Source organism: Pontibacillus sp. ALD_SL1 (genome assembly GCF_017355605.1).
The window spans coordinates 1,053,008-1,069,139 of sequence record NZ_CP062974.1 but is presented as its reverse complement, the minus strand read 5'-3'; the positions used below and the strand labels follow the sequence as shown (position 1 = coordinate 1,069,139).

At 42.0% G+C, this 16,132-nt stretch carries 23 protein-coding genes; 8 read left to right on the top strand and 15 right to left on the bottom strand.

Translation table 11 applies throughout. The features are described 5' to 3' along the window. Positions 1-2: 2 nt before the first annotated feature. Positions 3-335: a DMT family transporter gene (locus IMZ31_RS05460; protein WP_242705648.1), complete on the bottom strand. Its 333-nt coding sequence runs from the start codon at positions 333-335 to the stop codon at positions 3-5. Positions 336-476: 141 nt separating this feature from the next. Here IMZ31_RS05460 and IMZ31_RS05455 point away from each other — a divergent pair, with 141 nt between their 5' ends. Beyond that, on the top strand, positions 477-1,310 hold the full coding sequence (locus IMZ31_RS05455; RefSeq protein WP_207529564.1) for a LysR family transcriptional regulator: 834 nt from the start codon (positions 477-479) through the stop codon (positions 1,308-1,310). A 349-nt stretch (positions 1,311-1,659) separates the two neighbouring features. Here the strand turns inward: IMZ31_RS05455 and IMZ31_RS05450 are convergent, their stop codons facing one another. Further along, positions 1,660-1,863 carry a hypothetical protein gene (locus IMZ31_RS05450; protein WP_207529563.1) on the bottom strand — a complete coding sequence of 68 codons (204 nt, stop codon included), beginning with the start codon at positions 1,861-1,863 and terminating at the stop codon, positions 1,660-1,662. Positions 1,864-1,962: 99 nt separating this feature from the next. Continuing rightward, a complete protein-coding gene (locus IMZ31_RS05445; RefSeq protein WP_036783612.1) occupies positions 1,963-2,259 on the bottom strand; it encodes a hypothetical protein in 297 nt (98 codons plus the stop codon). 302 nt (positions 2,260-2,561) lie between these two features. Between IMZ31_RS05445 and IMZ31_RS05440 the strand changes: the two genes are divergently transcribed. Beyond that, a complete protein-coding gene (locus IMZ31_RS05440; RefSeq protein ID WP_207529562.1) occupies positions 2,562-2,720 on the top strand; it encodes a hypothetical protein in 159 nt (52 codons plus the stop codon). Positions 2,721-2,748: 28 nt separating this feature from the next. Here IMZ31_RS05440 and IMZ31_RS05435 read toward each other — a convergent pair whose 3' ends face one another. After that, entirely contained in the window at positions 2,749-3,219 is a 471-nt protein-coding gene (locus IMZ31_RS05435) for a phosphotransferase family protein (RefSeq protein WP_242705647.1), read from the bottom strand. Between the two features lie 174 nt (positions 3,220-3,393). On the opposite strand from IMZ31_RS05435, the gene IMZ31_RS05430 reads away from it, so the two are divergent. From IMZ31_RS05430 to IMZ31_RS05415, 4 genes are all read left to right on the top strand, one after another. Beyond that, a complete protein-coding gene (locus IMZ31_RS05430; RefSeq protein WP_207529561.1) occupies positions 3,394-4,659 on the top strand; it encodes a hypothetical protein in 1,266 nt (421 codons plus the stop codon). 177 nt (positions 4,660-4,836) lie between these two features. After that, positions 4,837-5,682 (top strand): HAD-IIB family hydrolase, encoded by an 846-nt coding sequence (locus tag IMZ31_RS05425; RefSeq protein WP_207529560.1) that lies wholly within the window; start codon positions 4,837-4,839, stop codon positions 5,680-5,682. 145 nt (positions 5,683-5,827) lie between these two features. Continuing rightward, positions 5,828-6,148, top strand: coding sequence for an ArsR/SmtB family transcription factor (locus IMZ31_RS05420; protein ID WP_036783618.1), 321 nt, complete (start codon positions 5,828-5,830; stop codon positions 6,146-6,148). A 257-nt stretch (positions 6,149-6,405) separates the two neighbouring features. Then, a complete protein-coding gene (locus IMZ31_RS05415) occupies positions 6,406-7,275 on the top strand; it encodes a permease (RefSeq protein ID WP_207529559.1) in 870 nt (289 codons plus the stop codon). Positions 7,276-7,505: 230 nt separating this feature from the next. Here the strand turns inward: IMZ31_RS05415 and IMZ31_RS24595 are convergent, their stop codons facing one another. Together IMZ31_RS24595 and IMZ31_RS05410 are read right to left on the bottom strand one after the other, a co-directional pair. Beyond that, on the bottom strand, positions 7,506-7,637 hold the full coding sequence (locus tag IMZ31_RS24595) for a hypothetical protein (RefSeq protein ID WP_256438019.1): 132 nt from the start codon (positions 7,635-7,637) through the stop codon (positions 7,506-7,508). Between the two features lie 28 nt (positions 7,638-7,665). Further along, positions 7,666-8,070, bottom strand: a complete 405-nt coding sequence (locus IMZ31_RS05410) for a hypothetical protein (RefSeq protein ID WP_207529558.1) — start codon at positions 8,068-8,070, stop codon at positions 7,666-7,668. Positions 8,071-8,256: 186 nt separating this feature from the next. On the opposite strand from IMZ31_RS05410, the gene IMZ31_RS05405 reads away from it, so the two are divergent. Both IMZ31_RS05405 and IMZ31_RS05400 read left to right on the top strand, forming a co-directional pair. Then, positions 8,257-8,571, top strand: coding sequence for a hypothetical protein (locus IMZ31_RS05405; protein ID WP_207529557.1), 315 nt, complete (start codon positions 8,257-8,259; stop codon positions 8,569-8,571). A gap of 21 nt (positions 8,572-8,592) precedes the next feature. After that, positions 8,593-9,099: a hypothetical protein gene (locus tag IMZ31_RS05400; protein ID WP_207529556.1), complete on the top strand. Its 507-nt coding sequence runs from the start codon at positions 8,593-8,595 to the stop codon at positions 9,097-9,099. A 59-nt stretch (positions 9,100-9,158) separates the two neighbouring features. Here the strand turns inward: IMZ31_RS05400 and IMZ31_RS05395 are convergent, their stop codons facing one another. From IMZ31_RS05395 to IMZ31_RS05355, 9 genes are all read right to left on the bottom strand, one after another. Beyond that, a complete protein-coding gene (locus IMZ31_RS05395) occupies positions 9,159-9,719 on the bottom strand; it encodes a hypothetical protein (protein WP_207529555.1) in 561 nt (186 codons plus the stop codon). Between the two features lie 98 nt (positions 9,720-9,817). Next, complete coding sequence (locus IMZ31_RS05390; protein WP_207529554.1) at positions 9,818-10,120, bottom strand: hypothetical protein; 303 nt, start codon at positions 10,118-10,120, stop codon at positions 9,818-9,820. A 46-nt stretch (positions 10,121-10,166) separates the two neighbouring features. Next, positions 10,167-10,379 (bottom strand): hypothetical protein, encoded by a 213-nt coding sequence (locus IMZ31_RS05385; RefSeq protein WP_207529553.1) that lies wholly within the window; start codon positions 10,377-10,379, stop codon positions 10,167-10,169. Between the two features lie 242 nt (positions 10,380-10,621). Further along, positions 10,622-10,807 carry a hypothetical protein gene (locus IMZ31_RS05380; protein WP_207529552.1) on the bottom strand — a complete coding sequence of 62 codons (186 nt, stop codon included), beginning with the start codon at positions 10,805-10,807 and terminating at the stop codon, positions 10,622-10,624. 46 nt (positions 10,808-10,853) lie between these two features. Further along, on the bottom strand, positions 10,854-11,540 hold the full coding sequence (locus IMZ31_RS05375) for a DNA alkylation repair protein (RefSeq protein WP_207529551.1): 687 nt from the start codon (positions 11,538-11,540) through the stop codon (positions 10,854-10,856). 151 nt (positions 11,541-11,691) lie between these two features. Beyond that, complete coding sequence (locus IMZ31_RS05370) at positions 11,692-12,900, bottom strand: MFS transporter (protein WP_207529550.1); 1,209 nt, start codon at positions 12,898-12,900, stop codon at positions 11,692-11,694. A 47-nt stretch (positions 12,901-12,947) separates the two neighbouring features. Next, positions 12,948-14,372 (bottom strand): TRAP transporter large permease, encoded by a 1,425-nt coding sequence (locus IMZ31_RS05365; RefSeq protein ID WP_207529549.1) that lies wholly within the window; start codon positions 14,370-14,372, stop codon positions 12,948-12,950. Continuing rightward, on the bottom strand, positions 14,369-14,878 hold the full coding sequence (locus tag IMZ31_RS05360; protein ID WP_207529548.1) for a TRAP transporter small permease: 510 nt from the start codon (positions 14,876-14,878) through the stop codon (positions 14,369-14,371). Before IMZ31_RS05360 ends, IMZ31_RS05365 begins: the two co-directional genes overlap by 4 nt. Positions 14,879-14,934: 56 nt before the next feature. Further along, a complete protein-coding gene (locus IMZ31_RS05355; RefSeq protein WP_207529547.1) occupies positions 14,935-15,975 on the bottom strand; it encodes a TRAP transporter substrate-binding protein in 1,041 nt (346 codons plus the stop codon). Positions 15,976-16,132: the final 157 nt, after the last annotated feature.

Here is a 16,132-nt window from a genome sequence, read left to right as displayed (position 1 = left end):
CGTTATACACTCCTTTCTTTTCTAGGTAAAGTTAATCCCATCATTCCTATTAGGATCAACGCCAGTCCGACAACTTTGGACACGGTCACCGATTCTTGAAATAAACCGATTCCTAATAACATAACAAGAAGCGTACCACCGCCCGACCATAAGGCGTTGATCATACCGATTTCATTGTCTTTTGTAATAAATATATACATAATAATAGCGAAAGTGTAGCAGACAACGACAACTAAGCTGGCCGTGAAATCTGTAAAGCCTTCGGAATATTTCATGGATGTTGCCCCTGCAACTTCGAACAAAATGGAAATCCCTAATAAAAGATAAGTTTTCATGATCTTCCCTCCTCGATTCTTTCTTCTATATTCAGCATAATAGATAATCAAGGAAGATCGGAACAATCCATTTGTCATAACATCATAACCTGAGGTTATAATGGAAGTACCACAATAATTAACAAAAAGGGGGGAGACCGCATGCTTCAGAAATTAAACGCCTTTATCGAAGTAGCTAAACAACAGAGTTTTACAAAAGCTGCTGAAACTTTATACATTTCTCAACCCGCACTGAGCAAACAGATGAGAAAATTGGAAGACGAACTGGGTTTCTCACTTTTCAATAGGGCTTCTTACGGGGTGGAGCTGACAGAGAAAGGAAGAGGAATAGCGGAGGAGCTGACCCCACTATTTGGGCGGATTCACCAAACCGTAAAACAATACCAATTTCACGAAGATAAAATCCGTTTTGGCTCGACACCCGTGCTTACCTCCTATTATTTGCCCACCTATTACGAAAAGCTGGCAAGAGGGAACCTTCATGTGACTGTAGTGAAAGATGATACGGAAGACCTTCTCCCATTACTAGAGGAAGGGGAAATTGATGCGGCAATTATACAGGACACACCTTCTTACCATGCGCTTCTATCTTCCTACTTGTTCACGGATTCTTTTATAGCCGCCATTCCTGTCTCTTCTCCATTGGCAGAAAAGCAGGAAGTCACTTTCAAGGAATGTTTGGAGGAAGCGCAAATTATCCCGACTAAAGGCCCTTTATCAGAGAAGATGCAGGCCGTTATGCGCGAGTATGAATTTACTGGTGAAGTTGTGGAAACCCAGTACCACGCAATCGCAGGATTGGTGGCACTTGGAATGGGCATCGCTTATCTTCCGGAGATGATGGTCCGACAAGTGGAATATCGTGGGGTTGTGTTTGTACCGATTCAAAACAATCCTTTTAAACGAGACATGTACCTTTACGCACGAACGCAAGAGAACCTTGATTACTTGAATGGTCTATTTACAGGGGGATAAGGGGACAGGTACCTTGCCCCGCCCACACTTCTTGGAATGTTCTTTGTACAGGGATGGGATCTCTTACCTTTTACTGTCACCAGAGGACCTAACAGCAAAAGAGCCGCTCAGTGACCTTTTCCTATTAAAAATTGAGAAAAAGGGCAGAGATGTGGCTCATCTCTGCCCTTTTGGCTATAAGTATAGATTGAAATGTAAGAAAGAGCGCTAATCAGTGACCTTTTGATGCCTTTGAACGCTTAAAAGGTCAGAGATCAGCGCTCTTTTTATCAGAGGAAGCACGGAACACCCTCATGCTGTCTCCTCGTCATGGAATAACCAAACGATATGTAACTGCTATCCATTATTTCTACTCCAGGTTCTTAATGAGTCGGATCGCCCAGTATAAAACAATCCACGGAAGAATATACTTCGTCACCCACTCCACCATACCAAACATAAAGATAATGACAGAATAAGGGTTCACTCCAAAATAGGGTGCCGTAACGTAGAGGACCACCACGGCTACCACAACTAACAAAATGTCTTTCCAAGAAAGATCACTTAGCTTCATAGAAATGTTATACACTCCCTTCTAAAAAATTTAACAGGGACGGGTTCACCGGCACTTCCAATCCTGTGCCAAGGGACCCGTCACCGTGGTACAAACACGTTATGTATGATTATATTTTTCCGCTACTTTACGCTCTGCTTTATGGACAATGTAAAAACAAAACTCTGCTACAAGAATTCCAAAGATAGAAACCAAGATATTGCTACCTATGTAAAAGGCTATCGCAGCTAACAAACCATCCATGAATAAAAGGAAACCTACTGTAACAAGAACGGACACTATCAAAATGTGGATAACGTTAAGCATTCTGAAATAGAGTCTTAACAGGATGCTTAACGAAAACACAACAACTTGAGGTAAAAGTAAATACACAAGAGTGAAAAGGCCAACTCCCACTCTTCCACCCCCTTATTTGATCTTTATAATAATCTTATTATTAGTTTAGCACATTGGACATGGGGACAGGTTCCTTGTCCCGCTTCTTCTTCGAGGCTAGGGGTTAGGCACCTCCCCACTTGAATAATTAGTTATGCAATACGGAGGATTATTGGAATATTTATGGTAAAATGAATTAAAAGTTCCTGCTATTTTTCACAACTAAGAGTTGCATTTTGACAATCTTGAAAACCCATAAGGGACATTACATCCGCACTGCGTTTTTGTCGTTGTGTCATCAATACAAACAGGAGGTGAATGCTATGGGTATCGTTATTGAAATTTTATTAAATCTGGGCGTAAATCTCCTTTCTTTCCTTTTCCCAAGTAAGGAAGAAAGAGAAGAAAAAAAGCTAAAGAAAGCGTACTACAAACGGTTGAAAGAGGAACAGGAAGAGGAGCAGAAACGAAAAGACTACTAGGGGATAGACCCTTGCCCCTCCTCCTGAGTTACACCACCCACTTTTTTAATATCTCTAAATTAACTTCCAAAAATGAAGCATTGTCTTCCACTCCTCTACGCTTACACCACCCAATACTATTAAAAGCGTCCGTAAATTGATAGAAAGGCAGCACCTTTTCTAAATCAATCAGCGGTCTCACGGACTTATAACCATCTTGATAAGCCTGGAATAAACGATCTTCACAACTCAAAAAATCTCGATGAAGTTTCGTGAAGTCGATTTCGGTGGAACCAAATCGCACGCTTTCAAAATCAATAACTCCTGACACAGTTTCTTCATCCACTATAATATTGCCCGGTCGAAAATCCATATGTACAAAGCTTGGCCCATATGGTGGTGGGAGCTCGTGCTTCATCTGTTCAAATTTCTTCAACGCTTTACTATATAAGGATTCATCAAGAACGTCACCAACATCCTCTGCAAAACTATAAAACTGCTTTTCGAGAAAAGTGGACAAGTTCGGAAATTCATTTTTAATTCCCTTCAATGACTTTTCAGGAATGTAACAGAGCACCCCCACAATTGACCTGAGGAAGCACTAGTTGCACCCGCCCCCTGCATCACACTCTCTGAATTGAAACCTTTCCCCATCAGTTTCGTACAATAGAAGAGTTGATTGGAGGGAAGTTGATTGAAACAAAAACTAGAAGCAATTGCAGAACGGACGAAAAGGAAGTTTGGACTTGAGGATTACACCCTGGAGCGCACACATCTTCACAGAGAAGTCGGAGCGTTTGAACAAACGCAATATGTATATAACATGGAATGGTTTCCAGAAGGCTCAGGGCCCGTTGAAGACGACTTGAATCCAGAAGGAACGGCATCCATCGATGTTGACTTACATACTGGAGAATTAAGAAGTCTGATTTTTGTAGGTGGTGTAAGTGAGGCAAAGACTCCAACATTGCATGATGAACAAGACGTCATCCATTGGGTGGAAAAGGAGACAGGACTCTCACACGGAGAGCATTTCTTTTTAAAAAGTAAACAGGATCGAACATACATGTTCTCCTCGGGAGTAAACGGAATTCCAACCGATCCATCCGGCATCATTTCAGTTGAGCTGAATGACAAAGACAAGCTCGTGTTCTTCACCATTCACGGCTATTTTCCAGAAGTGCATGACGTACAGGATGAATCTTTTTCTTTATCTCTAGAAGACATTCCTGATCGAATCACGGACCAATTGATGCTTGTAAACTTTCCTATAATGGAATCCAAACGTTTTGAATCGGTCTATGCATTAGAAGAGATCTACATAACGAACGACGGCAAAAAGACTCGTCCTTTTCTCCTGACAGATTCGGTTCATCTTGTTCCCATTGGCGAAAGGATGACCTATGAACCACGTGTAGATGAGCGTTTTCAAGAAGAAAAGATCGACTTAACTGATGAGGTGACCGTTGAACAGGCAGAAAAGCGTGAGCCCCATCCTGATCTGATTCCTATATCAGAAGAAATGGTTGAAAACACACGGGATGCAGTACACCGATTCTTACAAGTGGTGTACCCGGGTGATTCCGGTAACTGGACCTTACAATCTGTGGAACGCGAAAATGGCTATCTACTAGCACGAATTGAAATCGCGAAGAAAACGAATGACTTTTATAAGAGAAAGTTACATCTCTTCCTAAACGGGGACGGCACTAAAGTACTTACCTACGTTGAGAATGATATCTTCAGTGAAATGACAGCTGATTTCGAAGAAGCAGAAGCAGCAACCCTAACAAAACAAGAAGCCTTGAATCTCCTAAACGATAAAATCACGCTCACCCCTGTATACGTATTGGACCACACGAAAAAACAATATACGTTATACGGGAAGCTCGACTGTAAGTATGGAGTAGACGCACATAGCGGTGAAGTAAAACCGTTGTCTGAAGTTGGCGCGGGATGAGGGGACAGGTCCCTTGTCCCCCAACTTCTCACTTCAAAGAAAACGACACCAAGCTCTCTAACCTTTTACGTATCAACGGACGCCCTAAGCATCAACCTGATCAGTCTTTCCATAATCATTTACACACTATACAATAAACCTATTAATCCTAATGAAATCTCAAGGAGGTATGAACACATGGACGCCAACAAAATAACGAACTTCAAACAAGTCAAAGACGTTCACAACCCGAGCACTATCGTATTCTTCGATTTCGACGAGACGTACTACCCCCATGAACTTAACTCACACCGATACGATAAGCTCCGTGAATTAGAAAACTACTTATTGAATCAATCAGAAGAAGGAAAGCTTGTGTTTGGCTGGGTGACAGGGAGCAGCGTGGAATCCGTAATCGATAAAATGGAAACAGGAGGCCTATCATTACTTCCCCACTTTATAGCAAGTAGCTTAGGCACAGAGATCACTTACTTTCATGAAAACTCCTTCAATAAGCAAGATACGGAATGGAAGGGATTCTTAGATCAAACTACATTTTCATCTGCCCTAGTTGACCGTATTGTAAAAAGCCTAGAGGAAGAACACAGCATTTTCTTAAAAGCCCAAACGAATTTGGGCGATGCTCCCTATAAGAAAAACTTCTACTACCAAGAAGAGACTCCATCAGTCGATAAACTCAACCTTGATACGATCCGAAAAAACGCCTATCACAACGGTATCACTGTAAATATAAATAAGTGTAATCCTTTGGCAGGTGACCCCGAAGATAGCTATGATATTGACTTTATCCCTATTGGAACGGGTAAGGAAGAAATTGTGGCATTTATGCTTCGTAAATACCAAGTGAATAAAGCGAATGCATTTGCTTTCGGAGACAGCGGGAATGATCTACGCATGCTCCACGCGGTGGGGAACGGATTCTTAGTTGAAAACGCTACAGAAGAGGCCAAATCGAAGTATTCCAAACAATCGCTCGGCAGCTATTCAGAAGGCATCCTTCACACATTACGCTCGTTGAACTAAACCATAGGAACGGTCACTCATGGTTCGACGAGCCACTACCTCTTCCAATAAAATCAAATTTTTTTGATTAATACAATTGACTTTCCAATCTCTGCATGCAATACTTATATTAATCAAAATAATTTGATTAAGGAGATGGAGCCTCATGAAAGAACTGCCTATCATAGAAGTCAATGAAACTACAGACTTTGCCCCTTATGTTCAAAAGTTTAAAGCCTTAGCCGATGAACAGCGTTTAAAAATCATGAACATTCTCACCACTAACGGCAGATCATGTGTGTGTGATTTAGCTGAAGAAATGCAGTTACCACAATCGAAGCTCTCTTATCACTTGAAAATCCTTTGGAAAGCCAATGTAATCACAAAGGACACCGAGGGAACCTGGAGTTATTATGCAATAAATGAAAACGAAATAGACGCTTTGTTGTCCGAACAATTGTGTTGTTTATTTAAACCTAGTAAATAAGCGAATGATTACTAGGTTTTTAAATACTTAATAAATCAAATTTATTTGATTAAGGAGGAAGATCGTATGTTTTATGAATTTGAATACTATGTCTTAAAAAATCATCAGATGCAGCAAAAGAAACTTCAAAATGTCAGCCCGCCACGTAAAACTCGGAGCTATAATCCCTTCAACTCCATGAAGAACATATTTACATTCGGATCAAAACCATCACCTAAATGTTGCTCTGTTAAATGTTGTTAGGAGGGGAATGAAACATGATCATGGAAACCCTGAAGAGCTTTATTATGATTGGACTTGAATTAGTTGCCTTATTTGTGGGAGTTTCATTTTTAATGAATTACCTGCAAAAATATATTCCTTACGAAAAAATAGACCAATACTTTTCTGGCAGGAATAAGTTGCTAGGTTCTATATTTGCCGTTGTCTTTGCGTTTGTTACACCCTTTTGTTCCTGTTCCACTATACCGCTTGTTGTGAATATGCTTCAGAAGAAACTTAACTTTGGATTCGTTATGATCTTCCTTTTCGCCTCTCCTTTATTAGATCCAACGATCCTCACCGTAATGGGTGTCATTTTAGGATGGAAGGTCACGATTATTTATACGATCATTACCACTGTTTTCTCTATCCTCATTGGGTTGGCTATAGAATATATGAAATTTGATAAATACGTAAAGAATGTGGTGATGACAGGATTCTCCTTGCAAAATAAAATGGACTCTTCCTTTAAATCAGCCTGGAGAGAAACAGTCGGGTTAATGAAGACTGTATTCCCTTATCTTTTTATAGGAGCTCTGATCGGTTCTTTGATTCATGGAGTCGTGCCTACTGAAGTCGTGTCGAATGTATTTGGGGGAGATGCCTGGTGGCTCATTCCAATTGCATCCGTTATCGGTATCCCGCTATATATAAGGTTGTCTAGCATGATCCCTATTTCTCAAATCTTAGTGATGAAGGGCATGGCACTTGGTCCTGTAATGGCCATGTTAATTAGCTCAGCCGGAGCCAGCCTGCCAGAAGTTATCTTACTAAAGTCTATATTCAAGAAACCCTTAGTCATTACGTTTGTCGCATCCGTTATCCTAATGTCCACAGTCTCAGGATTTATTTTCTATATGATATAAGTACGTTCAATTAATCAAAAAAAGTTGATTAATTGAAAAAGGAGGTGATCCCATGAAAAAACTACTCCAAGCCCTAACAGGTAAAAACAAAAAGAAAGGTTCAGACTGCTGTAAAGTTGAAATTAAAGAAACTAAATAAACGGGATGAGGGGACAGGTACCTTGTCCCGCAATGTAAGGCTAACAGAAGTAAGTTCAAGAGAAGGGTTGATTTGAGAAGTCTTTCTATTATTAAACAAGAAAAGGGCCAGGATCTACCGCATCCCAGCCCTTCGTTTTATCACACACGATATTCAAAGATAAGCTCTCCATTCGGATCACGCCACGCTCATGTATGTATTCAAACCCCAAACTTTCATACAAGTACCGTGCCCCTCATGCCCATCCCCCATCATTTCACAAACATATCTCTTAAAATGGCCCCCTGTTCCGGACGCACCACGCCATATCGTCGCCCTTCCTCCTCACTCATGATCACAGCAAACACTGGCTTATCAGTAAACCAAATATCATATTCCACTAATCGCTCCGGCATATCTTCTTCTTGTTCATAGTAATACACCGCCCTCACATCGGCCTTTCTCACCATACTGGCATTTTTATCCTCCCATTGAATCTCTTTCATAACGTCACGAATGGTTTGGATCGAGTCGGCATCTGTAATCATATCTACACCTGCGTTGTCCTCCCCTGGAGTTACGTGTTGAACATCTACCCTCGTGAGCTCCCCGAACTCTCCAGAACAAGCTGTTGTCACGAACAATACAAAAAGAACAAGCAAAATGCGCTTATTCATATTCCATGCACCTCCAAAAATATAGACATTTCGACCGCAGAAAGGTTCAATCCAACAAAGGCGATGATTGAGCCATCTGCCTTGCTTTTTTTGTAAGTCGTTTACTGGATATTTGTGTTAAAATGTAACCATTATACATAAGACCATTGAAAAAAATAAGTAAAAACACAAAGGAGAAATCTAACGATGTACGGTAACCTGAACCTTGCAAGCCTCTTTCTAGGACTCCTTGCTTGGAGCCTTCCCATGATCAGCCTCATGCGTGACCATTCAAAAGCAACGAACAACTGGATGACGTTATCCCTCATAAGTCTTAGCGCTTGCGGAATTTCACTAGTCTGCCAGATTCTTCACACCTATTATAAGGTGACGGTTGGAGATTGGGCCGCTCTTATGGACACCATGTATGCCGTGGCTATTGTCTCTTCCATTCTACTTATTGTAACGATTCTACTAAATGCCATTACACTGAACGTGTATCGCAAAGCAAAAACATTCTAATATTCGATTGGGAGGAAAGTAATGAAGTTTTTAAAAAAGTGGCTCAGACTTGAGTTAATCGTCATTGTAGTCATTGGATTGGCAGCACTAGGGGGCCAGTATATGAACGCGTACTACGAGGACAAAGAAGAAATGGAAACGTTCCTAGATGAGTATTATAATCAGGTCCTCCTCACGTCTAGCTCTGCCTCTTATGTATTATCGAATACAGATGACCCTGAGCAGCTGGAGAAAGGGATAGATGAATTAGCCAAGAGGATCGATAAGCTCGATACCTTGCTCTCCACGGGTCACACCTACGTGGATGACCATATTTCAGTGAAAGGTTTCGCCGAATCTGTTGAGCTACAAGAGGTCGAGAACAGCACACCATCAGAATCACAACTAAACAACATCGAGAATTTGAAAAAAGCTATGGATCACATAGCCGGCGAACTACGTTCAGATGATCCGGCTCGTGACAACAAAACGGTTAGTGTAGAAACGTTTAATGACATTTTGTCTGAGGGTATCGATTACTTATTGTAAGCTCTAAGGAGTAAGAAACAAGGGCTCTGTAACCCTTTGAAGCAAGACGTTTATCCAGGTTACAGAGCCCTTCCTTTCTGGCTATCCCGCTCTTTTCTTGGCCAAATAAAATACGTAATTGCGATCAAAAGGTCAATCCCTAACGCAACGGTCCATATTCGTAGCACGTTCCCTAACGCTTCTGTTCTAGAAGCGTCGTCTATGAAGAAAATCATCCCCAATAAAAGGCCTGCACCAATCATGTAAGAGAAGACATGTCTCCCCCATCCTTTTAAATAATGAATGGAATGCTCATACCCAGTCCGCTTTGTTGGTTTTGACCCTTCTTTTGTTATATAGTATTGAAATCTCTTGTCCGCCCATTCGATCATACTTTTTCCAAAACCAATGGAAAGGCCTACATAAACGGCTGCAACAGCATGTGCCGTTGTGGCGGTCGCTCCTCGGTATAAATCGAACCCGGTCATGAGTAATAACAGTAAATCAATGACAGGTGTCAGGGCTAAAAGAAATAATCCCATCTTATCTTTCTTCAGCACATACCTTGTGAATAAACCTAAACCAATCACGACCCAAAATCCAATTTCACAAGACACGATCATCCAAGCAATAACGTTCAAAAAGCCACCCCCCAAATAGAACGAGAACGTTTTATACGATCTGCACTCTCCCACCGATAAACTACGCTAAGATCATCCACTGTATGACAACAAACCAGTTAATGCAAAACCATCGCCATCATGACAGCGGTCAGAACAGTAACTACAAAAGACCCGACAATCATCCATTGCGGTACGGCTTTGTTTCTCACTTTCGCTATAAATAATTCACTCCCATTAACAAGTAAAAATAAAAGCCACGCTGGAATGCCTAATGAATCAACCGTTATTTCTTTACCCATAACAACCATCAAAGGCACAAACAAGAGCCCATATATAATCGCCATGTTAAACCCGTTGCTCCTCGGACCTAAGACCCCATCCCTAGACTTGTTTACTTTAGGTGTAGCAGATGTTGACACCTTTCATCCCTCCCCTTTCAAATAAACTTAGGGGTAATGTAAGCACTTAACTACCGTAAGAGTCATGATCCCCCTCTTTGCCGTTCGCCTTTTTAGTTTGATTCTTTCTAAGTCTGTAATAGACCACCCAGAATAAAAAAACGATTCCAATACTATAAAAAGCTGCAGATTCCACCGGAAGAAAATAAATAAGTGACATAGCAGCTATTAAAAATGGAGGCATCAGCATCCAGTAAAGTTTGTTTTTTAAATGACTCACCCCAAGCCTCCCCCATTTATCTTAACTAGAATAATTTACCATTATTTTAACACACTCCTATTCAATATGGTGAATACGATATCTTTTTAAAAAAACGAACCTCCAATTAGTATGGAAATTCGCTTCTCTATGATTTCGGATTTCACCAAAGACGTTTATTTACGTTTTCTTATGTAGACCACGCAACTTGCCGTCTTCTTACATAAAATGTAAAACAGAATTTAGCTTTAAGAATGCCGATTTTATAGCCCCTGATCACTCTGCTCTTCTCTTATCAAGCGGGATTCTTCTCTTTTTATTTCCAATTCAATCTTCTTTTCCTCTATCTCTAACTCTTTCTTTTTTAGATCTGCTTCTAATTTCTTCACATACCCATAATAGATCAGTGCCAAGCCCGTCATAATGGTAATATAAAAAAACAAACTCATATGATTCCCTCCTCTAATGGGGACAGGCCCCTTGTCCAGCTGCCATTCAATTAACATGCTTCTTGATATACTTCAATCCTTCACGTCTACTTAATTTTGATAACGAATCGTTCCTATCCATAAAATCCTGCACCCATTCAGCATCTGTTTTCGAATATTCTCTCAAAATCCAGCCAATCGCCTTGTTGATAAAAAACTCATCAGAACCCGTATTTTCTCTAATGATATCCTCAAGTAATTGAAGGTCTGTCTTTTCCTTGTATTTCAACTGGAATAAGATCATCACCCGGCGCAACCATATATTCGTTGACCCTCTCCACTCTTTCCCCACCGTTTGCAAAAGGTGGGGATACTCCGCAAACAATCGAGAAGCATGCTTGCTGGCTATGTGGTCGACCGTGTCCCACCAGGATTTATGAACGGTCATGTATTCAATCAGCGCCGCATCCTCTTCTCTAATGCCGTATTTCTTTATACATTCATCCACTAGCCTCAAGGCTACCATTTGGTATTCCCGCTCATCTTTTGACCACAGAGTCTTTACCACAGGATGAATCTCATCTGGTGAAGGGAGTCCTTCTTGTTTGATATGCTCCTTCACAATCCTTTTCAATGGCTCGGCCTGGATGCCGTAGAATGGAAATTGGTTACGCATGTATTGGGCCATCTTTTGGGCTTTTTCTTCGTTCTGATTGTCTTGCATACGTTCTTGTAGTGGTTCGATTGAATACATTTTGTTCACCTCATTTACGTATTGGCTCAACGCCTCTTAGTTTCATTATAGCACCGATCTGAATCCTGTTAGACATGTCTGCACCAGCACCTGGACGGAAATCTCTCTGCACTGCACTCTATTCTTCTACCTATTGCAATATGGAAAAGCGCTATGAACCTAAGGAAGCACCAGAACCGTCCCCACGCTTCTCCAACCGCCCCATCTTCATCGCTACAATCCCCGTAACAACGAACACAAGAAACACACCAAGCACAACACCTCCCCAATTCATCCAACTCCAGAACGGATCCAAATAAACCGGCCCAATTCCACCGCCAATATAATAAGCAATCAAATAAAGCCCAGAAGCACTAGCCTTACTATATGTCGCTCTTCCACTCACCCAGGAACTAGCTGTGGAATGAGCGAAGAAGAATCCAAAGCAATTACACAATAGCCCGATTATAATCGTCCATGCCGAGGGAATGAGTGTAATTAGAAAACCGGTCATCATAATGCCTATCCCGATCTTAATGCATCCAGACTGGGAGTAGGTTTTCGCAGCGTGTCCTGATAGCTGTGAGCTAATCGTTCCTGCAATATACGTTAAGAACAAAATGCCCACAAGACTCGATGGCAAGGAGAACGGTTCATCCGTCAGTCGATAGGTCATGTAATTAAAGTGCCCGACAAACACTAGGAAGTGTAAGCCACCAATTAAATAGGCATAGCGCATCTCTTTATTTTGTATGTGTCCTTTATAATCCAACATCGCCTGTTTCCATCTGAATGGCTTTGGTTCGAAGTTCTGAGACGGACGTAAAAGGAATATAAAGAGAACAAAACAAAGAACACTAATGGCACTCATGATCATAAAAGCGAAATGCCACCCCTGAAAGTCCGTCAGAACACCACTTAAGACACGACCGAACATCCCTCCAATTGTGTTTCCACCAATAAACACACCGACTGCTAGCGGAAGGGCGTGCTGCGAGTACTCTTCTCCAATGTAGGCAAGGGCTAAAGAAGGCAACCCAGCCAAAAATACTCCCTGCAAAACTCGCATAGCCAGGAAAAAGCTGAACGTAGTTGAGAACGATGCAAGAATCGTCGCAAGCGCACCAAGCCCCATCGCCACAATCATAACCCCTCTTCGACCAAGACTATCAGAAGCTGGTCCGTAAAAAATCAGGGATACCCCGATTGCCAGGATGACGAGCGACAAAGACATGCTCGCAGTCAGCGGAGATACACCGAACTCATCTGACAGAACTGGTAAGATCGGCTGTGTAAAATAGACGTTAGCAAAGACAAACAAGGACCCTATGCTTAAAGCGAGTGTATTCCTCCAGAATTCTTTCGTACTGGCTTCAATCATTCAATCCCTCCTCTCCATAGAAAATAGGAGATGTTGCACATCTCCTATTAGCGTAATCCATATAATAAATCTGGCAACCATAGGCTAATTGCAGGTACGTATGTGACAAGAATCAAGCCGATCACCACAGCGATTAGCCAAGGTAAAGCTGAACGGGTCACATCAATAAGCGGCATTTTCGTAATGCCACTTGCGACATATAAATTCAGTCCAACCGGTGGCGTGATCATACCTACTTCCATGTTCACGACCATAATGATACCGAAGTGAATAGGATCGATACCAACGCTCATCGCAACCGGGAATAGAATCGGTGCAAGAATGGTAATAATCGCAGTCGGTTCCATAAACTGTCCCGCGATAAAGAGCAGAATATTTACAATTAATAAGAAGACAATCGGTCCGACATTCCATCCTGTAATAATCTCTGCTATGGAGTGTGGAATGCGCTCAAGCGTCAGTATGTGCGCAAATGTTTTGGCCATCGCAATGATAAAGAACAGCATCGCTGTCGTCTTCGCTGATTCTTTTAAAATATTTGGGAAGTCCTTCACTTTTAAATCACGGTGAATCAACAAGCCAACAACAACGCCTAGCACAACCGCTACTGCTGCCGATTCCGTTGGAGTAAAGATTCCCGAATAAATGCCTCCTATAACCACAATCGGTAACGACAGACTCCAAAACGCTTCTTTCAGCGCGCCTCCACGCTCTTTCCAGCTTGCTTTCTCCGCTTTAGCGTAATTTTTCTTCCTGGCAATAAGGAAGCTTACCAAAGATAAAAGGAACATAAGCATAATTCCAGGAATGACCCCAGCGAGAAACAAACGCCCGACTGATTGTTCTACGGTTACAGCGTACACGATCATCGGGATACTAGGAGGGATCAGAATCCCCAGGGAACCCGCTGTTGAGACCGATCCTACCGCGTAAGATTTGTCGTAGCCGTGTTTAACCATGGCAGGAATCATAATACCTCCAATGGCTACAACCGTTGCTGGAGAAGAGCCTGAGATAGCAGCGAACAACGTACAAGATACGATACTCGCAACGGAAAGCCCTCCTGGAATGTGACCGACCATCACATTAGTTAAATGAATGAGCCGCTTCGCCACCCCTCCTGATGTAAAGATATTCCCTGCAAGGACGAAGAAGGGAATGGCCATAAGAGGGAAATGATTAAGGCCTGAGAAGACCTTGCCAGCTAAGTCTGGCAATGGGTCGGTCGTGAAGTAGTAGATCGATAGGAACGAAGCAAATCCAAGCGCAATCGCAATCGGTGTTCCTAGTAGTAAGAGTAGAAATAAGAGTGAGAAGAGAGCTAGAGCCATGTTGCTCGTTTGAATAGAATAAATCATCCCTACAACTAAAACTCCAATCAAAAGAAGGGAAAAAACCTTTTTAGGTACGCTTCTCTTAGGCTCCGGGGGATTCGTTACATTTGGTGTTGTCTGTTCAGCATGGGCATTCATTCCGTCGTCCCTCCTTCTGTTTGAAAGATTTTTTCTTTATCCGTTCGAATGATTTGAACCATTTCATTGATAAAGTGAAGAGCCATTAACGCGAAGGAAAGGGGGACCATCAATAATGGAATGTAGAGAGGAATTTCTAATTCTGGTGTCACCTGTCCAAACGCTTGCATATTCAGAACATGCTCGATTCCAAGCATTGTAATAATTACCGTAAAGGCAATGCTGACAACCGTTGTGCCAATCACAATCGCTTTTTGCACCGCTGGCGAGAATTGCTTTACAAGGAGATCAACCCCGAGATGGACCTTCTCCCGCACCCCAATAGCTGCACCAATGAGGCCGGCATAAATTAATAGATACACAACAAGTTCATGGGTAAATCCTAAGCTTTCTCCAAAGAATTTCCGAAGAACCACTTCAACAAATGATAGTAAAACCGCAATCGACATCGCCACGGCAACGGTGACTTCTTCTAAACGATGTAACCAAACTTTAAGCGCCTGCATACACTCACCTTCCTTAGTTTCAAAGAGGAGGGCGAGTCAGATCGCCCTCACTTTGATTATTCTCGCAGATCTTTCACGGCATCAATTAAGTCACTGCCCACTTCATCTTCAAACTGTTCATAAACCGGGTTCATCGCTTCGATCCATGCTTGCTTCTCTTCGTCCGTTAGCTCATGAATCTCTTTAAGCGTGTCGTCTTCTTTGATCTTTTCTAAGTTCTCATCATTTAAACGCTGACCATTTTCACGAACCCACTTCGTTGTTTCATCAAGCGCTTTTTTCATGTTTTTGCGAACATCCTCCGGCAGTCCGTTCCAGAACTCATCATTTGTAATAACTGCATAGCCAAGGTAGCCGTGGTTACTGATCGTCATGTAATCTTGCACTTCGTGGAATTTCTTAGAGTATATGTTTGATAGAGTATTCTCCTGTCCGTTGATAACCCCTTGTTCTAGAGCACTGTACACCTCTGAGAACGGCATTGGCGTTGGGTTCGCTTCAACGGCATCAAATTGAGCTTCTAGCACTTTACTCGACATCACGCGGAATTTCTCTCCTTCGAAATCTTCCGGTTTGATTAAAGGATGAGAATCAAGCGTCATCTGCTTGAAGCCGTTATCCCACATGGACAAACCTAGTAATTCCTCTTCTTTCAGCATCGAGAAAAGCTTGCCACCGATCTCTTCACTTTCCATCGCTTCTTGAACGGCTTTCGTGTCAGGGAAAGCAAATGGGAAGTCAAAGATTTGCCACTCTGGGAAAAGCTTTGATACTTTCGAAGTCGCTGGTGCAGCGAGCTGTACATTGTTTTGCTGAATAGCTGATAGTACTTCATCGTCTGTGTACAACTGGGAGTTTGGGAACACTTGAACATCGACTTTTCCGTCCGTATATTCTTCAGCCAGCTTTTCAAACTTTTGCGCCGCCTGTCCTTTTGGTGTATTCTCCGCCACTACGTGGGAGAACTTCACGACAATCTTATCTTCACCTGAGCCTTCTCCTCCTTCATCACTTGATCCTGATGAACGAGCTCCACAAGCAGCCAACACCCCTACAAGCAATACCATCGTCATGATCCATACGAGCTTTCGTTTCATAAATAAAATCCTCCTTATTGAATGAGTTCTCTTTGTTGAATTCATGATAGCGCTTTCAATAAGAAATAAAAATATTCTGATTATAATGTGCGTTTTGTTCTTTTTGTTCACAAGCCTCTCATAGCTCTGAAAATTCCTTTTAACACTAGCAAGTGCA